The sequence below is a fragment of the Mycolicibacterium brisbanense genome (assembly GCF_001570425.1).
GTDB classification, from domain to species: domain Bacteria; phylum Actinomycetota; class Actinomycetes; order Mycobacteriales; family Mycobacteriaceae; genus Mycobacterium; species Mycobacterium brisbanense.
The window spans coordinates 201,287-222,874 of the sequence record NZ_BCSX01000028.1; the positions used below are offsets into that span (position 1 = coordinate 201,287).

A 21,588-nucleotide genomic window follows, 5' to 3' on the forward strand; every position below is an offset into this window, starting at 1 on the left:
CCACCGTAGGACGCTGATGATCCCCGCCGGTGCGCGATGCACTGTGTTGGTGGGGGTACGGGCGGGGTACGGAGTAACGAGGCGAACCAGGATTCGGCGTGAAACCCGAGGTAAACGTGGAGCCGATGACGGGAATCGAACCCGCGTATTCAGCTTGGGAAGCTGATGTTCTGCCATTGAACTACATCGGCGGTGTGGCTAGGAAGATTAGCATCCGCGCCTTACCTATACGCTCGTCGGGTGCTGCTCTCTGATCGCGATATCCGAGCCGAGATCGCCGCGAAGCGCCTGTCCATCGAGCCGTTCGACGACACGCTGGTGCAGCCGTCCAGCGTCGACGTGCGGCTCGACAGCCTGTTCCGCGTGTTCAACAACACCCGGTACACGCACATCGACCCGGCGCTTCAGCAGGACGAGCTGACATCTTTGGTCGAACCCAAGGAGGGTGAGCCGTTCGTCTTGCACCCCGGTGAGTTCGTGCTGGGTTCGACGCTGGAACTGTGCACGCTGCCAGATGATCTGGCAGGCCGTCTGGAGGGTAAGAGCTCGCTGGGTCGCCTCGGCCTGCTGACGCATTCGACGGCCGGCTTCATCGACCCGGGCTTCTCTGGCCACATCACGCTGGAGTTGTCCAACGTCGCCAACCTGCCGATCACGCTGTGGCCGGGCATGAAGATCGGTCAGCTGTGTCTGCTGAGGCTCACTAGCCCGGCCGAGCATCCCTACGGCAGTGCCAAGGTCGGCTCGAAATACCAGGGCCAGCGTGGGCCGACCCCGTCGCGATCGCATCTGAACTTCATCAAGTCCTAGCTCCCGTCGAGTGGCCAGTTACGTACGTCAGACGCGCAAAATGCGTGCATAAGTGGCCGGTCGACGCCACGGACGCCCAACCTCACCCCCGCGGGGCCACGAGCGTGCACAAAGTGCTGGTCAAACACGGCGTGTCGGGCAACAAACACGCGCGCTCGCGGTGCCAACCCGACCCAAGACACCCCGTGAGCTTTCAGTAACCCGGAGGCAACACGAAACATGCCGGAAACACCTTTGCCGCGTGGCTGAAACGCGGGGCCGACATTCTCGTCGGGACCAAAGGAGTTCGAGTTGTCTCAGATCGACCCCGCTGCGACCGCGTGGCTGTTGGCCAGCACCGCATTAGTCCTGCTGATGACGCCAGGCCTGGCGATCTTTTACGGCGGGATGGTCCGCACCACCGGCGTGCTCAACATGATCATGATGAGCTTCATCTCGATCCCGCTGGTCACGGTGGCGTGGCTGGTGGTGGGGTACACGCTGGCGTTCTCCGGCGGCGGTGGCTTCATCGGAAACCTCGAGCACATCGGGATGGCGGGCATCAACCCCGGTACAGCTCACGGCGCGGTCCCCGAACTGCTGTTCGCCACGTTCCAGCTGACCTTCGCGATCATCACCGCGGCGCTGGTCAGCGGGGCTATCGCGGACCGGGCGCGGTTTGCCGCGTGGATGGTGTTCGTGCCGGTCTGGGCGATCGTGGTGTACGCGGTCGTCGCGCACTGGGTGTGGGCTCCGAGCGGCTGGCTGGCGAAGCTGGGCGTGCTCGACTACGCCGGCGGCCTCGTGGTCGAGATCGTCTCCGGCGCGTCGGCGCTGGCCCTGGCGATCGTGCTGGGCCCGCGCATCGGCTTCAAGAAGGAGGCCATGCGTCCGCACAACCTGCCGTTCGTGCTGCTGGGCGTGGGGCTGCTGTGGTTCGGCTGGTTCGGCTTCAATGCCGGGTCGGCGCTGGCGGCCAATGGCACGGCCGCCGCGATCTTCCTCAACACGCTGGTCGCAGGGTGTATGGGCATGTTGGGCTGGCTCACGGTCGAGCAGATCCGGGACGGTAAGCCGACGACGTTCGGCGCGGCCTCGGGTGTGGTGGCGGGCCTGGTGGCGATCACGCCGTCGTGCGGCACGGTGAATACCCTCGGCGCTGTCGTCGTGGGGGTGGCTGCGGGTGTGGTGTGCTCCTTCGCGATCGGGCTGAAGTTCCGCTTCGGATATGACGACTCGCTCGACGTGGTGGGTGTGCACTTCGTCGGCGGCGTGGTCGGCGTGCTGCTGATCGGTTTCCTGGCCACCGAGGTGATGACCCAGGGCCCACAGGGCTTGTTGTACGGCGGCGGCCTGGCCCAGCTGGGCAAGCAGCTGCTGGCGGCGGTCGTCGTCGCCGCTTATGCGTTCGCGATGTCCTATGGGTTGGCCAAGCTCATCGATCGGTTCATGGGTTTCCGGCTCAGTCCCGAGGACGAAACCACCGGCGTCGACTTCACCCAGCACGCCGAGACCGCGTACGCCGAGGGGGTGCACGGGCACCTGCCGCCGCGTCGGCCCGGGCCGTTCGGTCTTCCGTTGGGATTGCGGCCGGAGTCTGCCGACGATGAGCAATCCAGCTGAACTCTGGCGCCAGGACGCCCTCAGCCGACGAGCGTGCGCAGACTGCTGCTGAAACGCGGCGTGTTGGGGCAACAGACACGCACGCTCGCCAAAATGGGGAGGGCATCCGGGTGAACTGGTTGGAGCCGTCGGCCGAAATACCGAGTAGGGTCTAACTAACCGGCGTCGGCGGGCACCGTGTCGTCGCGGTCCGACCAGAACAAGAGCCTTCAGCTAATGCGTTCGGGTGTAACGATCGAGCTGTTTGCGGCGATGAAAGTTCTAGTTGTCGGCTCGTGCGGGATGTGTGCGCAATGGCGACTCACGTAGTGCAGCAAACACTTTGGAGGGCTTGGTGGACATCGTATTAGGTGTGTCGATGACACCTACGACGGTCCGCATGGTGCTGGTCGAGGGGGAGAAAGCCGACGGCGTCACCGTCGATCACGATGTCTTCGACGTCAATGGCGGCGACGGCTCGGCAACCATGAGCGCGGCGGATCAGGTGGTCGCGGCAGTGCTCGGAACCCAAGAGAGCGCCGCGGCGGGCGGGCACCAATTGAAGGCGACCGGTGTCACGTGGACCGACCATTCCGACGCGTCCGCATTGCGTGACGCCCTGACCGCGCACGGCATCGACGACGTGATGCTGGTGTCGGAAGGGCACGCCGCTGCGGCGCTGGCGCAGGCGGTCGGTCATGCCGTCGGCTATGACACCACTGCGCTGCTGTTCATCGACCGCGATGCGGCGACGCTGTCGGTGGTGAAGACCGACGACGGCTCGGTGGTCAAGGTGCTAGGGCGCAGCCTGCACAGCAGTGATGCGATGGCGGTGCTCAGCGAGATGGCCGCCGCCGTCGACGCGCAGGATGCGGCGCCGCAGGCGATGTTCGTGGTCGGCTCCGGCGTCGATGTCAGCTCGGTCAAGGCGCATCTGGAGAACCTGGTGTCGCTTCCGGTCAGCGCGCCCGACGAGCCCGAACTCGCACTGGCCCGCGGAGCTGCCCTGGCGGCGGCGAATGCGCCGGCGTTCGAAGCCTCCACGGTCGGGCTGGCGTACTCCCAGGACCCGGACGGCACCACCGCAGGCAGTGCCTACGCCGGCTTGGCCGCGTTGCCCACTGAGATGGCGCCCGTCGGCGCCGAGCTGGACGCCTTCGAGTCCAATGCCGACGATCTCCCGGTCGACGAGGGGCGCAAGCCGTTCCTGCTGGTCGGCAGTGCGCTGACCTCCATTTTCGTCATCGGTGTTGTCGCGCTGGTCATATCGCTGGCGGTCAGCATCCGGCCGACGGTCGACCAACGCCCGGCTCCCGCCCAGGGCGCGGTGATACCGGCCGCCCCGGTCAAGCCCGCGGCACCGGCCCCTGCTCCGGTCCCCGAGGCGCAGCCCGCACCACAGGCGCCGCCACCCGCGCCGCCGCCCGAGACCATCAAGGCCCCGATCCCGGTGGTGCAGGAGGCTCCGCAGCCGCGCACGGTCGTCGTCGATCAACAGCCCGCGGCCGTTCCGCAGGCCCCGCCGCCGGCAGCGCCCGCCCCGGCTCCCGAGGCTCCGGCGCCTCCGCCTCCCGCGGCGCCCGTGCCGGTGCTGCCTGCTCCCGCGCCGGTCTACAACCCGCCGGGCTACATCCCGCCGGTAGTGGTGCTGCCGCCGCTGCTGCGTCCCCCGGTGATCGACCCGCCACGGCGCTCGCCGTGGCAGCCGCCGTGGCAGCGTCAGCCCGCCGACGAGCCCGACTACCCGTGGCAGCCGCCGTCGCGGCAGAACCCGGATTACCCGTACCCGGGCAATTCCGGCAACGGCCCCGGAGACTGGGGCCCCGGTTCCAATTCCGGCGGAGGCTCGGGCGGGTGGAATCCCGGCTCCAGCTCCGGCGGACGCGGTGGCGACAACGGCTGGAACCCCGGCGGTTCCGGTGGTCACGGCAATGACGGCGGCAGCCGCGGTGGCAACGGTGGTAGCTCCATCTGGCCGTGGCCGTTCGGCGGCGGACACTAGGCCACCACCAACCGTTACCTGACGTTGGCTTGCCGCTCAGGGTGACGTAGCGGCTCGCTCATTCGCACGGCCTATTCAGGCAGTATGCGATGCACCGTATTCGGAACCGGTTACCTCGGCGCCACGCACGCGGCCGGTATGGCCGAGCTCGGCCACGAGGTCATCGGGGTCGACATCGACCCGGGCAAGGTGGCCAAGCTGGCCTCCGGTGACATCCCGTTCTACGAGCCCGGGCTGCGGAAGGTGTTGAACGACAACCTGTCCGCCGGGCGGTTGCGGTTCACCACCGACTACGAGGAAGCCGCCGACTTCGCCGACGTGCACTTCCTCGGCGTCGGCACACCGCAGAAGAAAGGCGAATACGGCGCCGACCTGCGCCACGTGCACGCCGTGATCGACAGCCTGGTGCCGCGGTTGCGCCGCCCGGCGGTGATCGTCGGTAAGTCGACCGTTCCGGTGGGCACCGCAGCCGAGCTGTCCAAGCGGGCCCGCGACCTCGCTCCCGAAGGCGTCGACGTCGAAGTGGCCTGGAACCCCGAATTTCTGCGCGAGGGCTTCGCCGTGCACGACACCCTGCATCCGGACCGCATTGTTGTTGGGGTGCAACCAAATTCGGTGCGCAGTGAGCCTGCGGTGCGAGAGCTGTACGCACCGCTGCTGGCCGACGGTGTGCCGTTCCTGGTCACCGATCTGCAGACGGCCGAGCTGGTCAAGGTTTCGGCGAATGCCTTCCTGGCCACCAAGATCTCGTTCATCAACGCGATCTCCGAGGTGTGTGAGGCCGCGGGAGCCGATGTCACGCTGCTCGCCGATGCGCTCGGCTACGACCCGCGTATCGGGCGCCGGTTCCTCAACGCGGGCCTCGGATTCGGCGGGGGCTGCCTGCCCAAGGACATTCGGGCGTTCATGGCCCGCGCCGGTGAGCTCGGGGCCAACCACGCGCTGACGTTCCTGCGTGAAGTCGACAGCATCAACATGCGGCGTCGCACCGCCATGGTCGAGCTGGCCACCCGGGCGTGCGGGGGATCGCTGCTGGGCGCCAACGTCGCGGTGCTGGGTGCGGCGTTCAAGCCCGAATCCGACGACGTGCGCGATTCACCCGCGCTGAACGTGGCGGGCATGCTGCAGCTCAACGGGGCGACGGTGAACGTCTATGACCCCAAGGCGATGGAGAACTCGCAGCGGGTCTTTCCCACGCTGAACTACTCGACATCGGTCATCGAGGCGTGCGACCGGGCCGACGCGGTGCTGGTGCTGACCGAATGGCAGGAGTTCCTGGATCTGGATCCCGACGCGTTGGCGGGTACCGTGCGCGCGAAAGTGGTTGTCGATGGCCGCAATTGCCTCGACGTGCAGCGATGGCGGCAGGCCGGATGGCAGGTGCATGCGCTGGGCCGCGCGGCCGTCACTGTTTGACACTTGTCCAACAATCCCGCCGGCCGTAGGCTCGGGTCATGCGGGAACGGGTCCGTTGGTTTGCCCTGCACGGCGTCATCCGTGGTCTCTCCGCGATGGGCATGCGCGAGGGGGATCCTCAAGCCAGGCTGATCGCCGATCCACAGGTGCGCGCGGATCCAACGGCCTTCGCCGACGAGATGCGCGTGCGTGGCCCGGTGATCCGTTGCCGCAAAGTGTTGTTGACGTTCGATCACACCGTCGGGCACGAACTACTGCGGTCAGAGGACTTCCGCGTCAGCAAGCTCGGAGCGAATCTGCCGAAACCGCTGCGGTGGATCGTCGACAAGACCGACACAGGCCTGCTGCACCCGATCGAGCCGCCGTCGCTGCTGTCGATCGAACCGCCCGACCACACCCGCATGCGCAAGCTGGTGTCCTCGGTGTTCACCACCCGCGCAGTGGCCCGGCTGCGTGAACGTGTCGAGGAAACCGCAGTCGAACTCCTTGACGGGCTCGGGAACACCGACAGCCCCACCGATGTGGTCGAGCGCTACTGCGCCAAGCTGCCCGTCGCGATCATCGGCGACATCCTCGGTGTGCCCGAACCCGACCGCCCCAACATCCTGCATTTCGGTGAGCTCGCCGCACCCAGCCTCGACATCGGCCTGTCGTGGCCGCAGTACCAGCAGGTCAACGAGGGCATAGCGGGCTTCGACCACTGGCTCACCGGCCACCTGCGGCATCTGAGGAGCGATCCCGGCGACGATCTGATGAGCCAGATCATCGCCGCGTCCGACGGCGGGCAGGCAGGCGAACCCCTCACCGAGCACGAACTGAAAGCCCTGGCCGGGCTGGTGCTGGCGGCTGGATTCGAGACCACCGTCAACCTGCTGGGCAACGGCATCCGGATACTGCTGGACCACCCCGAGCATCTGGAGACATTGGCCGCGCGGCCCGAATTGTGGCCCAACACAGTCGAAGAGATCCTGCGGCTCGATTCGCCGGTGCAGATGAGCGCGCGCATGGCTGCGCGCGACACCGACGTCGCGGGTACCGCCGTTGGCGCAGGCGAACTCATCGTCATCCACCTGGCCGGCGCCAACCGCGACCCCGCGGTGTTCACCGACCCGCACCGGTTCGACATCGAACGCGACAACGCCGGACGGCACCTGTCGTTCTCCGGTGGCCGCCACTTCTGCCTGGGTGCGGCGCTGGCCCGAGCCGAGGGCGAGGTGGGACTGCGCGCGTTCTTCGAACGCTTCCCCGACGCCCGGTTGGCAGGTGGCGGCGTCCGGCGCGACACCCGCGTGCTGCGAGGTTGGTCGACTCTGCCGATCGCGCTCGGCACCGCGCGGGCAGCGGTAAGTTCGTGATGTGGACTTCCGAGCCGCTCTGCTCGATCAGACCCGCGCCTTCGGGGAATTGGTTGCCACCGGCGATCCCGAGACGCACATCCCAACCTGCCCGGACTGGACGCTCAAACAGCTCTTCCGCCACGTCGGTCGCGGAAACCGTTGGGCAGCACAGATAATCGCCGACCGAAGAACCAGTTCGCTGGATCCCCGCGAGGTCCGCGACGGCCGCCCGCCCGAGGACACCGCCGAGGCGGTCGCCTGGCTCAACGACGGTGCAGAGCTGATCCTCAAAGCCGTCGACCAGGTCGGTACCGACGCGCGGGTGTGGACGTTTCTCGGGGCCAAACCCGCGGGCTGGTGGATCCGCCGTCGCCTGCACGAGGTCGCCGTTCACCGCGCCGACGCCGCGCTGGCGCTCGGGGTCGCCTTCGACCTTCCGCCCGATCTCGCCGCCGACGCGATCAGCGAGTGGCTCGACCGGACGTGCGTCGAGGCGACGAAAGCGCACCAGACGCCGCTGCACCCGGGCCAGACACTGCACCTGCACGCCACCGATGAGGGACTGGGCCCGACGGGGGAATGGACCGCCTACAACGAGGACGGTGCGCTCTCGTGGTCGCACGACCACGGCAAAGGCAGTGTCGCGGTGCGGGGTAGCGCCACGAACCTGCTGCTCGCGCTGACCCGCCGAGGCACGGTGGCCGACCTCGGGCTGGAGATATTCGGCGACACCGCCGTCTGGGACCAGTGGCTCGAGCACACCCCGTTCTGAGTGGCGTACGTTTCGTTCATGACCACATCCGAGATCGCGACGGTTCTGGCCTGGCACGACGCGCTCAACGCGCGGGATTTCGACACCCTGGACCGGCTGTGCAGCGACGACATCGAGTTCGGTGACGCCCGAGGGGCCGCACAAGGCCGCGCTGCCCTGCGGCAATGGGCCCAGGAGCTGGGGGAGACCGTGACGGCCGGGCAGATGTTCGTGCACGACGGCGTGGTCGTCGTCGAGCAGACCATCGCCGACGCCGACGGGGAGACCGAAACGTCCGCCTCCGCGTTCCGGGTGGTGCGCGACCACGTCACCTCGGTGTTCCATCACCGCGACCTGGCAGCGGCGCTCGCGGCGACCGACCTGACCGAGAGTGATCTTGTCTAAGGCGTGAGAACACGCATGTCCGGGTACTTCTCCGGGCATGACGGCACCGCGATTGCACGCTGACCCGCGTGACGCCGCCGAAGCTCAGCGCACGATCGACGCGGTGACATCGGCGTTCACCACACGTGTCGTCGGCCAGGATCACCTGCGCAAATCGATGCTGGTGTGCCTGCTCGCCGGTGGCCACCTGCTCATCGAAAGCGTTCCCGGGCTGGCGAAAACCACGGCGGCCCGCGTCGTCGCCGAGTCCATCGACGGCACCTTCCACCGCATCCAATGCACCCCTGATCTGTTGCCGAGCGACATCATCGGCACCCAGATCTACGACGCGGGAGCCGCGCCGGACGCGGCGTTCAGCATCCGGCTCGGCCCGGTGCACGCCAACATCGTGCTGCTCGACGAGATCAACCGGTCGAGCGCAAAGACACAGAGCGCCATGCTGGAGGCGATGGAGGAACGCCAGACCACCATCGGCGGCATCGAATACCGGCTGCCCGAGCCGTTTCTGGTGATCGCCACCCAGAACCCCATCGACCAGGAGGGCACGTATCCGCTGTCGGAGGCTCAGACCGACCGGTTCATGCTCAAGGACATCGTCGGTTACCCGACGGTCGAGGACGAGATCGAGATCGTGGCGCGCATGGACGCCGGTCTCTACGCCCGTGACCACCCGTCACACGCCGTCGTCACGGTCGACGACATCCGACGGGCACAACGCATCGTCGCCTCGGTGTACATGGATCGCGGCCTGGTCGAATACGCCAGCCGGTTGGTCAACGTCACCCGGGAACCGGGCAGGCACCTGCCTGCCAACCTGGCGCGCCTCGTCGAGTACGGGGCCAGCCCTCGCGCCACACTGGCGTTCTGCCGGACCGCACGTGCCATGGCGGTGCTGCGGGGCCGTGACCACGTGGTGCCCGACGACGTCGCCCGCCTCGCGCACCGCGTGCTGCGGCATCGGCTGATCCTTGGTTTCGAGGCCGCCAGTGCCCGCGTCACTCCCGATGTGGTGGTCGACGCGGTGCTGCGCGCGGTACGGGTGCCGTGAGGCCGCCATGGGCAAGTACCTCGACTCTGCGAAGGCATACGTCGGCCGCGACGCCGGCGGTCTGCTCGAAGGCGGCCACTACGCGCTGATCCACACGCGCAGTATGGAATTCGACGAGTTGCGACCGTACGTCCCGGGGGACGACGTCCGCGACATCGACTGGACCGCGACCGCACGCTCCGGGCACACCCTGGTCAAGCGGTTCGTCTCCGAGAAACACCACAAGATCCTGGTGGTCACCGACGCCGGGCGCAACACCCGTGCGCTGGCTCCCTCAGGGGAATTCAAAAGCGATGTGGCCCTTCATGTCATCGGTGCTGTCGGTCTGATGACCCTGCCGCGGTCCGACGAAATCGGCATGGTGCTCGGCGACCGCCGCGGCAGCGTCGACGTCCGGTTGCGGCGCGGGGAGACACACATCGAGAGCATGCTGCACCGGTACCAGCAGCACGCCACCGCGGACCCTGCGCCCAGCGACATCGTCGTCCAATTGAGCTGGGTGGCACGACACTACCGGCATCGGCTTCTGATCGTGGTGGTCAGCGACGAACCGGAAATCAGCGACCGGCTCGACGAGGTGCTGCAGTCGCTGACCGCGCGTCACGATGTGCTGTGGGCGATGGTCGCCGACATGCCCGCCGTCCACCCCGACACCCAGCACCGGCAGAGCTACGAGATCGCCGACGGCCGGCCCATTTTGGCCGATTTGGACGCCGACGTCATCGAGGCGTACCGACGGGCCGAAGAGCACCGGCGCGACCAGCTGTCCGAGTCCCTGACGTCGCACCGGATACCGCACGCGCGGATCACCGGAAGCGCCCGCATCCTGGCGGCCCTCACCACGATCACCGGGGTGTATGCGCGTGCCCGATGACCTGCTCTCGCACTTGATAGGGCCGTCACCGTACTCGGCGGCGTGGTTGTGGACCGCCGTGGTCCTGGTGCTCGGCCTGCTCGCTTGGTACACCGCGGTTTTCGCTCTGACCTCGCGACGCCGTCTTCGGGATCTCCCGGTGCTGGGTGCCGCACGCGACGAGTTGATCCGGCGCCGGGCCGTCCGCGCCGTTCGGTCCATCGGAAACCGCTATCGGGCAGGCGAACTGGAGCCCGCGCGGGCCGGCGCGGCGGTGAGCGGTGAGCTGCGCTCCTTCCTGCATGCCGCGACGGGGATGGCCGCCGAGTACATGCAGGTCGAATCCATGACCGTCGGGAAGCTCGCACCTGCGGCTCCGATCTTGTTCGAACTCAACGATGTTCAGTTCAATCATCGGTCCGTGGTCGACGTGGGGGTGCTCAGCGAGGCAACCGAGGAGCTGATCCGCGAATGGACCTGACCTGGTGGGTGGTGGCGATGGCCGGATGCCTCGCACTCGCCGGGTGCGTGGGACTCGCCGTGCTGCGACCCCGGCAGGTGTCGCGGCAACAGCTGCGGCCGTTGGCCAATACCCAGCGGCTCACCCGGTTGCCGGAATACCGGCGGGCAGCGCGGCGACGCACCCTGACCACCGTGGCGGTGACCGTATTGCTGTTGATCGCATTCGTGGCGTCCGTTTTGGTCGCGGCGCGTCCGACGGGTCTGCCGTCGTGGGCCAGGAATGCCCAGAGTTCGGCGCCCGAGGACATCATGGTGTGTGTCGGCGGCCCGCAGAACAGTCCGGCGGTCACCACGACACTGAAGTATTTCGCCGACCGGGTCACCACGTTCGGCACCCAACGCATCGGGCTGACGTCGGCGAACCGGCGCATCGTCCCGCTGACTCGCGATTACCAGTACGCCGCAGCGCGATTCGCCGACTACGCGCAGCCGCAGGGCAGTCCGTCGTTGGTGGCGCCGGTGTCCTACGCCGACTACACGTCGAGCGTCGAAGACGTGCTGGCGATGTGCGTGACGGGCTTGCCGCCTTTTGACCGCACAGCCGACCAACGGCGGTCGCTGATCTACGTCGGTCCCCAGGCCTCATCCGGTGGTCCCGCGGCGTTGTTCACCGCCGACCGCGTGGCCGACTTGGCGCACAAGGCCGGGGTGCAGGTCAACGTCCTCACCACCGGGGCCACTGCCGGGCCGATGACCGAACTGGCCCACACCACGGGCGGGCAAGCGTTTTCGGGAGACTCCGATGTGACGGCCCACCTCGACCAGATCCGCAAACACCCGCCTGCGGCCCCGCCGGGACTCGGCGCTGCGCGGTCTCCGGAGTCCCCGGAGGTCCCGGCCATCGTGGCGCTGTGCGCGGTCGTCGTCCTCATCGCCCTCGTCGTGGTCCGCCGTCGCGGCATCGCCCGGTGGCGGTTCGGTCTGATGGCCGGTGCGGCAGTGCTTTTGGCGATCGCCGTGGCTCGCCCCGTGTTCGGCGGGACCACCCCGCCGCCCGCGGTCGCAGGTGCTCACGACCCGAGCATCTTCGTGCTGGTCGACCGGTCGGCAGACATGCGCATCTCCGATCGACACGGGCGGACCCGGCTGGCGGCCGCGCGCGACGACATCGCCACCTTGATGGACCGCTACCCGAACGCCCGGTTCGCCGTCATCTCCTTCGGCTCCCGGGCTGCGCTGAATTGGCCGTTGTCGCAGGATAACTGGAGCTTGCGACCGATTGTCGACGCCATGACACCCTACGCGGCGACGCCCGCCCAAGCCGCTCAAGCCGACGTCGGCGCCGCCTCGACAGTGCTGCGCTACCAGCTGTTCGGTGCCGTGCAGCAGTACCCACGGGCACAGAATCTGGTCTTCTATCTCGGGGCCGGAGCGCCCGAATCACAAGAGCCGGCCCGCGCATTCGACCCGCCGGCCGGAGCGATCGACGGCGGTGCGGTGGTGGCCTACGACACGGCGGGCGAGGCAGCTTTGCAGGGCGTTGCCGCGCGGCTGGGAGTGCCGCTGCTCGCACGCGGCGACGAACCACTCACCGGCTGGGCCGAGAAGCCGGCCCATGAGGCCACGCCCACCGCCACCGACGCGACCCGTTTCGAGACGTACTGGATCCTGGCGATGGGTGCGGCGGGTCTCCTCCTCGTCGAGCTGTATCTCGTGTTGCGGCAGTTCGGCCGCACCCGGCTGGTCACCCCGCCGGAGTCGCCATGACCACCCGGCGGCGGCTACTGGTGTACTCGGCCCCGGTCGTGGCCGTCGTGATTCTCGTTGTCGTCAAATGCCTTTCGGTGGTCATCGCAGGCAATATGGCGGCGTCGCACTTCGCATCCCACGACACCGGCGCACTACACCGCGACGTCGCCACGCTGTCGATGCTCAATGTGGCGGAACCGGCGAAGGCGCCGTTCGCGGCGGGCACCCTCGCGGTCCTGCAGAACCGACTCGACGACGCCGAGCGCGAGTTCTCTGCGGCGCTGGCTGCCGACGGTGAATCATGCTCTGCCCGAGTCAATCTCGTCCTGGTCCGCGAGACCATGGGCGACCGGGCGATGGCAGCCTTGGACGGCCGCGGCGCGCTCGACCACTATCTGAGCGCACGCGAACTGGTCGCGCAGGCCCCACGGGGTTGCTTCGCGGGCAACCGCGATGCCGACGAGCCGCGGCGAGTGGTGCGCGAGCAGGGCGCGGAACGTCTCGACGGCAAGATCGCGGCGGCGCGGGCCGCGGTGCCGCCACCCCCACCGGTGTCCGTTGTCCCACCGCCCGGAGTGCCACCACCGGCGTCGGGCCCGGCACCGGAAAGCCCCGACGCCACGCTGCGACTGGACCCGGGGGCAGGCGACCCGTTCGACCGGCTGCAGCAGATCCTGCGCGACGCGCAGCGCTAACGGTGCGAGTGCTGCTCCGGTGTGGCCAGCACGGCCGCGATGCCCGTCGTCAACGGCACCGAGAGGGCCAGGGCGATACCGCCCACCGCGGAGCGGGTGATCTCGATGGCCACGCTCTCACCGGTCAGCACGTCGCCCAGGGACCGGTTGGCCACGCTGAACAACAGCAGCAGCGGCAACGCGCTACCTGCGTAGGCCAGCACCAGGGTGTACACCGTGCTGGCGATGTGGTCGCGGCCCACCCGCATGGCTCCCAGGAAGACGGAGCGTCGGGTGCCGCCATGCTCGGCCAGCTCGAACACCGTCGAGGCCTGCGTCACCGTCACGTCGTTGAGCACACCGAGCGAACCGATGATGAACCCGGCCAGCAGCAGACCCGTGATCGATACGTTGCCCAGGTACGCCGCGACCTCGTTGTTCTGATCTTCCGACAGGCCCGTCAAGTGCGCCATTTCGATTGCGCCCCACGACAACAACGCGGCGAGCAGCAGGGCCGCCAGGGTTCCCAGCAGCGCCGCGCTGGTCCGCAGGCTCACCCCGTGGGCCAGGTAGATGACCGCGTACAAGATGGCCGCAGACGCCACAAGCGACACCGGGACGGCCGCGGCGCCGTCGCGCAGGGCGGGCAGCAGGAACACCACCAGCACCACGAACGCCACGGCGATGCCGATCAGCGCGCGCAGCCCGCGCCAGCGCGCCACCGCGACGATGACCACCGCGAATACCGCGGCCAGCGCCACCAGCGGCCAGGTGCGTTCGAAGTCGAAGAACGCATACGTCGTGGTTCCCGCGTCGTCGACCTGCCGGCTCAGCCGGACGTTGTCCCCGGCCGCAAGATGCGGTTGTCCTGGCCCGTTGGTGAACTCCAGCAGGGTGTTGGCGCCCTTGTTGGGGCCCGAATCGATCGCGACGAGATTCTGCACACACTGGCCGCCGCCCGGTGGGGCCGGGGTCGGGTTGGCGGTGAGCACCCCGCCGGTCGACGGGCTGCCGCAGTCGGCCATGCGACTGGAGAGCACGTGCCCGGCCTCGGTGGTCACCGCGCCGCCCGCCGCGTTCTGGAAGGGCAAGGGAATGGCCACCTTCTGCTGACTCGGCCACAGCAGGGCCAACCCGGCCAGTACCGCGATACCGATGGCGATCAGCAGACCGACGACGATTTTGGCGGCCAGCGGACCGAGTGGGGCAGGACCGCCGCTGAGGGAGTGCGAGTGCGAGTGGGAATGTGCCACCCGCACAGGGTAGAGCGCCGAGCTGTCCGGTTACTGCGCCGGATTGGGCCCTACTGCCGGTAGCTGGCCAGGAAGTTGCCGAGACGTTCGATGGCCGCGGCCAGATCCCGCGACCACGGCAGCGTCACGATGCGCAGGTGATCCGGTGTGGGCCAATTGAATCCGGTGCCCTGGGTGAGCAGGATCTTCTCCTGCATGAGCAGGTCGAGCACCAGTTGTTCGTCGTCCTGGATGTCGTGGACCTCGGGGTCGAGCCGCGGGAACGCGTACAGCGCTCCGGACGGCTTCACACAGGACACTCCGGGAATTTCGTTGAGCTTGGACCACGCGGTGTCGCGCTGCTCCAGCAACCGGCCGCCTGGCAACACCAGATCGTCGATGCTCTGATGGCCGCCCAGTGCCACCTGAATGGCGTGCTGCGCAGGCACATTCGGGCACAACCGCATGTTGGCCAGCAGGCTGATGCCTTCGATGAAGCTGCTCGCGTGCTCCTTGGGGCCGGTGATCACCAGCCAACCGGACCGGTAGCCGGCGACCCGGTACGCCTTCGACAGCCCGTTGAACGTCAGCGTCAGCACATCCGGCGCCACCGAAGCTATCGAGATGTGTTTGGCGTCGTCGTAAAGGATCTTGTCGTAGATCTCGTCGGCCAGCAGCATCAGCTGATGCTTGCGCGCCAAATCCGCGATCTGCGTGAGGGTTTCGCGGCTATACACCGCGCCCGTCGGGTTGTTCGGGTTGATCACGACGATCGCCTTGGTGCGGTCGGTGATCTTGGACTCAAGGTCGGCGACGTCGGGATTCCAGCCCTGGGTCTCGTCGCACAGGTAGTGCACCGGTGTGCCGCCGGCCAACGAGGTGGATGCGGTCCACAGCGGATAGTCCGGCGTGGGGATCAGAACCTGGTCGCCGTTGTCGAGCAGGGCCTGCAGAGTCATGGTGATCAGCTCGGAGACACCGTTGCCCAGAAAGACGTCGTCGACGTCGAACCGGGGAAATCCCTCGACCAGCTCGTAGCGCGTGAACACCGCGCGGCGGGCGCTGAGAATGCCCTTGGAATCGGAGTAGCCCTGCGCGTACGGCAGCGCCTGGATGATGTCGCGCATGATCACGTCGGGGGCCTCGAAGCCGAACGGCGCCGGGTTGCCGATGTTCAGCTTGAGGATGCGATGGCCTTCAGCTTCCAGCCGGGAGGCGTGCTCGTGTACCGGCCCACGAATCTCGTACAGGACGTCCTGCAGCTTCGTCGATTGGGCGAACACACGCGGCTTCGGGTGGTGCCCGGTACCCTGCCACGGCAGCTGATGGGTAGTCACGTCCACCATGGTCTCACCGTCGTCCACTTGTTTTGCAATTTGCGGTGTACGCCACAGATACGCCAGTGGCCAGTCATGACACCCAGTTCATGGCGAACCTGTGTCATAACTGGCCACTGCTCGGTACTGATCTAGCGCTTGCCGGGGCGCCGGGCGCCCGGCTTGATGCCCAGGCCCACCACCGGGGGCTCGGGCTTGGCAGGCTCCGCCGCGGGCTCGGGCTTGGCCGGCTCCGCCGGTGCGGCAGGCTCCGCCGGGGCGGCTGCCGGAGCAGCAGGCGCGGCGTTGTTCTTCGCCGCGGCCTTCTTGGCGCCGGGACGACGCGCGCCCGCGGCGATGCCGAGACCCACGACTGGCGGTTCCGGCTTGGCCGGAGCAGCCTCAGCCGGGGCTGCGGCTGCCGGAGCAGCCTCAGCCGGAGCGGCTTGCGCGGCCGGAGCGGCAGCCGTCTTCTTGGCCCCCGGGCGCTTGGCGCCTGCGGCCAGACCCAGGCCCTTGACCGGTGCGGCGGGTGCCGCGGGTGCTTCCGCCGCGGGTGCCGCGGACGCTGCCGGAGCGGCAGCGGTCTTCTTGGCTCCCGGGCGCTTGGCGCCGCCGGCGATGCCCAGGCCCTTGACCGGCGGTGCGGCAGGTGCCGCGGGTGCTTCGGCTGCCGGTGCCGCGGACGCTGCCGGGGCGGCAGCCGTCTTCTTGGCTCCCGGACGCTTCGCACCGCCGGCCATCCCGAGACCGGTCACCGGCTTGGCAGCCGTGTCGGTCGCCGTCGACGCCGCCGGTGCAGCGGTCTGCTCCTCGGGTTCGGCCGCCGCCGGAGCCGCGGCAGCTGCAGCAGCTTCGGCCTTGGCCTCGGCCTCGGCGCGAACGGCTGCACGGGCTTCGGACGCCTTGGCTGCCGCGCCCTTCTCCGGCAGTGTGATGGCGCTCTTGTCCAGCGAGTTCAGCAGCAGCTGAGCCACGTCGAGCACTTCGGCCTTCTCGACGTTGCGGGCGGCGGCCACGTCGTCGACACCGTCGGTGATCATCACGCGGCAGAACGGGCAGCCGGTCGCGATGGTCGAGGCGGTGTCCATCGCCTCTTCGGTGCGCTCGACGTTGACGCGTTTGCCGATGTGCTCTTCCATCCACATCCGCGCGCCACCGGCACCACAGCACAGGCCGCGATCAGCGTGGCGGGGCATTTCCTTGAGCGTCACGCCCGAGGCCTCGACCAGCTCACGCGGAGCCTCGTAGACCTTGTTGTGGCGACCCAGGAAGCACGGGTCGTGGTAGGTGACCTCGGGGCCGCCGGTGGACTTGACCGGCACCAGCTTCTTGTCCCGGACCAGGCGGTTCAGCAGCTGCGTGTGGTGCACGACGGTGTAGTTGGCGCCCAGCTGCGGGTATTCGCGACCGATCGTGTTGAAGCAGTGCGGGCAGGTCACCACGATCTTGCGGTCGACCGTCTCGACACCCTCGAACAGCTCGTTGATGGTCTCGACGTTCTGCGCGGCCAGCTGCTGGAACAGGAACTCGTTGCCGGAGCGGCGCGCGGAGTCACCGGTACAGGTCTCACCGGTTCCCAGGACCAGGAACTTCACGCCGGAAGCGGCCAGCAGCTCGGCGACGGCCTTGGTGGTCTTCTTGGCGCGGTCCTCGTAGGCGCCGGCACATCCGACCCAGAACAGGTACTCGAAGCCGTCGAAGCTCTCGACGTCCTGGCCGTAGACCGGAACGTCGAAGTCGACCTCGTCGATCCAGTTGGTGCGGTCCTTGGCGTTCTGGCCCCAGGGGTTGCCCTTGGTCTCCAGGTTCTTGAACAGCACGCCGAGCTCACCGGGGAACTCCGACTCGACCATGACCTGGTAGCGGCGCATGTCGACGATGTGGTCGATGTGCTCGATGTCCACCGGGCACTGCTCGACGCAGGCACCGCAGTTGGTGCAGGACCACAGCACGTCGGGGTCGATGACGCCACCCTGCTCGAGGGTGCCGACCAGCGGGCGCAGCGCCTGATCGGGGCCGGAGCCCTCGATGCGGGCGAAGCCGTCCTCGGGCACGGCATGTCCGTGGTGCTCGCGCTCGGCCTTGGCGAAGTCGACCGAGCCTTCCTCGGGCATCGGCCTGCCTTCGATGATGTACGGAGCCTTGGCGAACAGGTGGTCGCGCAGGTTCATCATGACGAGCTTGGGTGACAGCGGCTTGCCGGTATTCCAGGCCGGGCACTGCGACTGGCAGCGGCCACACTCGGTGCAGGTCGCCATGTCGAGGTTGGCCTTCCAGGTGAAGTCCTCGATGCGGCCCTTGCCGAACACCGCGTCCTCGGCGGGATCGTCGAAGTCGATCTTCTCGCCCTTGTACTCCATCGGCAGCAGCGGGCCGAGGCCGTTGGGCAGGCGCTTGAACGTGACGTTGATGGGGGCCAGACCGATGTGCAGGTGCTTGGAGTGCAGCACGATCAGCAGGAAGGCCAGCATGACGCCGATGTGGGCCAGCAGTGCCAGGCTCTCCAGCCACAGGTTGGCGGTGTGTCCCAGCGGGGCCAGCAGGGCGGCCATGGCGTCGGAGAAGAACGCGCCGGACTGGTACGGGAAAGCAGCGCGACCCTCGTAGTTCAGCACGTTCACCGCGGCGCCGCGGAAGATCGCGTAGGTCAGGATGACCAGGAAGATCATGATCAGAATCGTCCAGGCGCCGCCGTTGTGCGAGCCGTAGAAGCGTGATTCGCGGCCGAGCTGCTCAGGGTTCTTGCGGATGCGGATGATCGCGAAGACGACGATGCCGGCCAGCACGGCGACGGCGAAGAAGTCCTGCAGGAAGCCCAGCACGGGCCAGCGGCCGACGAGCGGGATGTGGAACTCGGGGTTGAACAGCACGCCGTAGGCCTCGAGGTACACCGTGGCCAGGACGAAGAAGCCCCACATCGTGAAGAAGTGGGCGAGGCCGGGGATGGACCACTTGAGGAGCTTCGACTGAGCGAAGACTTCTTTGTTCTGGTTCAGGAAGCGACGGACCAGATCGTCTTTGCGGCCGCGTTCGTCACCGAGCTTCTGCCCCGAGCTGATCAGTTTGGTCAGCCACGTGATGCGCTTGGCCGCGAAAACCAAGACGATCGCTGTTGCCAACAATGCAACGATCAACCGGCCTGTCGTGAGCATATGCTCCAGGCTGTTTTCCAACGGGGGCCTCCCTGTTTGTGGTTACTCGTCGGTAACAATCTCCATGTTACTGATCGGTAACTTAAGCTCAGTGCCTGCTTATAGTGACATCAACCACAGATCCGGCGCCACTAAGGTTGTCCTAACCCGGTTTTGGCCCCATCGAGTGCTATTTGTTACTGGTCAGTAACTAGCCACCTCGCGCGGCGTCGCCGGACCGAAACCGGGCCGCGACACGCCCGGGTCACACGACCGGATTCTTCGTTTTTCGGACGCTGATCGGGCCGCGGTTTCAGCCCTGGACGGCCAACATCGCCCGCAACATCGACAGCATTTCCGAGCGAGATTCGGCGCCCAGCCGCCGCCGGATCCGGGCCACGTGATGCTCGACCGTCTTCGCTGAGATGAACAACTGGCTGCCGATATCGCGGTACGGCATACCCAGCAAGAGCAACTCGGCCACCTCCCGCTCGCGGTCGGACAACCGGGCCGCGGAGCTCGAGCCGGACTGGGCCGCAGGCGCCGGAGTCTTCGCGACGGCCGCCACATCGGGCAGCGGTGACTCGTCGACCGCGCTGCTCTGCTTGAGGTCGCGGGCCAGCTGCAGCATGGCCTGCGAGGCCCGGGCATCGGGGGTCTGCAGCGCTGCCTGACTGGCGAGCCGCGTGCCGTCCCAGGTCAGTCCGTATTGCGCCAACGCTCGCGCCGCCACTGTGACCTCATCGGTGTCGACCTGATTGGCCAGCACCCGCAGCCAGGTACGTCCCGCATGCGCCAGGGCTCGCGCGAACGCGCTCTGCCCGGCGGCCGCGGTGAGTGCTTGCCCGTGCGGGGCGACCGCGGCGGGGGAGTTGGCCAGAATTCCGGCGTGCACGCCGGCCCAGTGCAAGGGCACCGACCACAGCACCGGCTTGCCCAACGAATCCAGCAGCTCGAACGCCTGCGACAGCGCGTGCTGCATCCGGTCGACCTGACGCATCCGCGCCCCTGCCACCCACAGCTCACCCAGCGGGAGCAGGGAAAACAGGTCGATCGAGTACTCGGCGAGCACCTCCATGGCCGCATACCAGTGCTGCTGCACGGCGCCGCTGTCTCCGGTGCGGCGCGCGATGGCCGTGCGCAGCGCGGCCGCCCACAGTGCGTCTCGCCGGTGCAGGCCGTGGTCTGCCGCGGCCGCATCGGCGGTGGCCGCGCCGAGCTGGCCGTCCTGCATGCGCACCCAACCCTGCAGCAGCCGGTGCCGGTGCACGGTGAACGGCACCTCGTCGGCACCCTCGGCCCGCACCGCCCGCCCGATCACGCTGCGCGCCCGCACGGGATCGCCGCCATGCAGTGCGACCAGCGTGACCAGCGCCGACGGTGTGTCAGGGGCGACGGCACCGCCGTGCTGCTCGCTCGTGAGGGCCTGCCCGAGCCGGGCGACGGCGGCGGCGAACGGCTGATCCAGCGACGAGAGCACGCCCTCGGCCAGGCTGCGGGCCGCGCGGGCGGCGGCCGTCGGCGGCCCCGTGAGCTCGGCTGTCAGAGCTTCGCGTGCTGTCGACAGGTCGCCCGCCGCGACACTCACGACTACGCCCGCCGCACTCACCGAAGCGTCCGGATACGGGCCAAGCCACCGGAACAGATCGGCTGCTGCCACGGCGTTCCCGTCATGGGCGGCGACGCTGGCGGCGACGCGGACCGCCGCGGCCCGCTGGCCCGCATCGTCGGATTCCAGCAGCTCATCGGCCATCCGTCCAGCCGTCGCGCAGTCACCCGTGAGGGCCAGCGCATCGGCCAGCCGCGCACTACCCGAGATGGATCCGGCCTTGGCGGCGGCCCGGTACAGCGCCGCCGCGCGCGTCGGGCGACCGTGCATCTCGACCGCGCGCCCGATCAGTGCATCGGCCAACCGGTCGTCGCGCAGCCCGTGCTCGGCCAGCTGTACGGCGAGCTCCGCGGACAGCGTCGACATTTCCAACTGCGAATTCAGCAGCGACGTCTCGATCTCGTGATGACGTGCGGCCCCCGCGATCTGCGCGAGGCACTCGTGCACCAGCCGCACGAACCGGCGGTCGTAGGACGGTTCGACGAGCCCGCAGGCCCGGGCCCGGTCGACGAGGTCGACGGCATCGGCGCCACTGCAGTGCAACGCCGCGGCCACGTCGTCGGGACCCAGGCCCTGACTCAGCGACGTGATCAGAAGGGTGTCGCGGGTGCGTTCGTCGATGCGGCGCAGTCGGTCGATCAAGGCGAAACGTGCGGACTGCTCGGGTGGTGCCGATGCCTGCGCGGCCGCGGTCACCAGGAACGGCAGGCCCGCGGTCGCGACCAAGACCGAGCGGACGGTCTCCGACGACGCGGGCGCACCCAGCGCGGTGGTGATGATCTGGTTGACCTCGGCTGCGGGCAGCGGGCCGAGGATGACGTCCGGGCTTTCCCGCTGCAGTGCGGTAACCAGAGCCCGCAGCGCAGGCCGGTGCGCCAGGGGCGCGGTCGCGACCACGACGGTCGCGGCGGGATCGGTGATGTGCTCGACGAATGCGACGAGTTCGTCGTCGCCGAGCAGGTGCGCATCGTCCACGACGTACGCCGAGTCTGCGGCATCGTCGGCGCGGGGCGGGCGGGTCAACACCACCCGGCCGGCATCGCGCAGCGCCCCGCGCACAGCGGCGAGCACCGAGGTCTTGCCTGTCCCGATGCCACCGGTCACCAGCAGTTTTGTCGGCACGGTCGGCGCGGCGAGCACGGCTGCGACGACGCGGCGGGCGGCCGGCGGCAGGTCCATGCCGGTATCCGGCGCCGGGTGCGACATGAC

General features: G+C 68.2%; 16 protein-coding genes and 1 tRNA gene. 12 read left to right on the top strand and 5 right to left on the bottom strand.

Translation table 11 applies throughout. The features are described 5' to 3' along the window. Positions 1-117: 117 nt before the first annotated feature. Positions 118-191, bottom strand: a tRNA-Gly gene (locus RMCB_RS17450). 49 nt (positions 192-240) lie between these two features. Between RMCB_RS17450 and dcd the strand changes: the two genes are divergently transcribed. The 12 genes from dcd to RMCB_RS17510 all read left to right on the top strand — a co-directional run bounded on the left by dcd (position 241) and on the right by RMCB_RS17510 (position 13,109). Further along, positions 241-810: a dCTP deaminase gene (gene dcd / locus RMCB_RS17455; RefSeq protein WP_062829769.1), complete on the top strand. Its 570-nt coding sequence runs from the start codon at positions 241-243 to the stop codon at positions 808-810. A gap of 291 nt (positions 811-1,101) precedes the next feature. Beyond that, entirely contained in the window at positions 1,102-2,412 is a 1,311-nt protein-coding gene (locus tag RMCB_RS17460; RefSeq protein WP_062829770.1) for an ammonium transporter, read from the top strand. Between the two features lie 334 nt (positions 2,413-2,746). Beyond that, positions 2,747-4,393 carry a DUF7159 family protein gene (locus RMCB_RS17465; protein ID WP_109784325.1) on the top strand — a complete coding sequence of 549 codons (1,647 nt, stop codon included), beginning with the start codon at positions 2,747-2,749 and terminating at the stop codon, positions 4,391-4,393. 84 nt (positions 4,394-4,477) lie between these two features. Then, positions 4,478-5,809: a UDP-glucose dehydrogenase family protein gene (locus tag RMCB_RS17470; protein ID WP_062829772.1), complete on the top strand. Its 1,332-nt coding sequence runs from the start codon at positions 4,478-4,480 to the stop codon at positions 5,807-5,809. A 38-nt stretch (positions 5,810-5,847) separates the two neighbouring features. Continuing rightward, positions 5,848-7,164 carry a cytochrome P450 gene (locus RMCB_RS17475; protein ID WP_062829773.1) on the top strand — a complete coding sequence of 439 codons (1,317 nt, stop codon included), beginning with the start codon at positions 5,848-5,850 and terminating at the stop codon, positions 7,162-7,164. Position 7,165: 1 nt separating this feature from the next. Further along, positions 7,166-7,918, top strand: a complete 753-nt coding sequence (locus RMCB_RS17480) for a maleylpyruvate isomerase family mycothiol-dependent enzyme (RefSeq protein WP_062829774.1) — start codon at positions 7,166-7,168, stop codon at positions 7,916-7,918. Positions 7,919-7,936: 18 nt separating this feature from the next. Beyond that, positions 7,937-8,302, top strand: coding sequence for a nuclear transport factor 2 family protein (locus tag RMCB_RS17485; RefSeq protein ID WP_029366866.1), 366 nt, complete (start codon positions 7,937-7,939; stop codon positions 8,300-8,302). A 37-nt stretch (positions 8,303-8,339) separates the two neighbouring features. Next, a complete protein-coding gene (locus RMCB_RS17490) occupies positions 8,340-9,350 on the top strand; it encodes an AAA family ATPase (protein WP_062829775.1) in 1,011 nt (336 codons plus the stop codon). Between the two features lie 7 nt (positions 9,351-9,357). Then, positions 9,358-10,224: a DUF58 domain-containing protein gene (locus RMCB_RS17495; protein WP_062829776.1), complete on the top strand. Its 867-nt coding sequence runs from the start codon at positions 9,358-9,360 to the stop codon at positions 10,222-10,224. Beyond that, a complete protein-coding gene (locus RMCB_RS17500; protein ID WP_276064644.1) occupies positions 10,208-10,684 on the top strand; it encodes a hypothetical protein in 477 nt (158 codons plus the stop codon). Before RMCB_RS17495 ends, RMCB_RS17500 begins: the two co-directional genes overlap by 17 nt. Next, positions 10,675-12,432 (top strand): VWA domain-containing protein, encoded by a 1,758-nt coding sequence (locus tag RMCB_RS36600; RefSeq protein WP_084388525.1) that lies wholly within the window; start codon positions 10,675-10,677, stop codon positions 12,430-12,432. Before RMCB_RS17500 ends, RMCB_RS36600 begins: the two co-directional genes overlap by 10 nt. Further along, positions 12,429-13,109 (top strand): hypothetical protein, encoded by a 681-nt coding sequence (locus RMCB_RS17510; protein WP_062829777.1) that lies wholly within the window; start codon positions 12,429-12,431, stop codon positions 13,107-13,109. The genes RMCB_RS36600 and RMCB_RS17510 overlap by 4 nt, the downstream gene beginning before the upstream one ends. On the opposite strand, the gene RMCB_RS17515 is transcribed toward RMCB_RS17510, so the two are convergent. The 4 genes from RMCB_RS17515 to iniR all read right to left on the bottom strand — a co-directional run bounded on the left by RMCB_RS17515 (position 13,106) and on the right by iniR (position 21,585). Next, positions 13,106-14,341 (bottom strand): YibE/F family protein, encoded by a 1,236-nt coding sequence (locus tag RMCB_RS17515; protein ID WP_109784333.1) that lies wholly within the window; start codon positions 14,339-14,341, stop codon positions 13,106-13,108. The two genes, RMCB_RS17510 and RMCB_RS17515, sit on opposite strands and share 4 nt — an antisense overlap. A gap of 50 nt (positions 14,342-14,391) precedes the next feature. Further along, entirely contained in the window at positions 14,392-15,666 is a 1,275-nt protein-coding gene (locus RMCB_RS17520) for a pyridoxal phosphate-dependent aminotransferase (RefSeq protein ID WP_062829815.1), read from the bottom strand. A gap of 122 nt (positions 15,667-15,788) precedes the next feature. Continuing rightward, positions 15,789-18,791: a heterodisulfide reductase-related iron-sulfur binding cluster gene (locus tag RMCB_RS17525; RefSeq protein WP_062829779.1), complete on the bottom strand. Its 3,003-nt coding sequence runs from the start codon at positions 18,789-18,791 to the stop codon at positions 15,789-15,791. A gap of 292 nt (positions 18,792-19,083) precedes the next feature. Continuing rightward, the gene (gene iniR, locus RMCB_RS17530; protein ID WP_062829780.1) at positions 19,084-21,585 is read right to left on the bottom strand and encodes an isoniazid response ATPase/transcriptional regulator IniR; all 2,502 of its coding nucleotides are present in this window, start codon (positions 21,583-21,585) and stop codon (positions 19,084-19,086) included. Between the last annotated feature and the right edge of the window lie 3 nt (positions 21,586-21,588).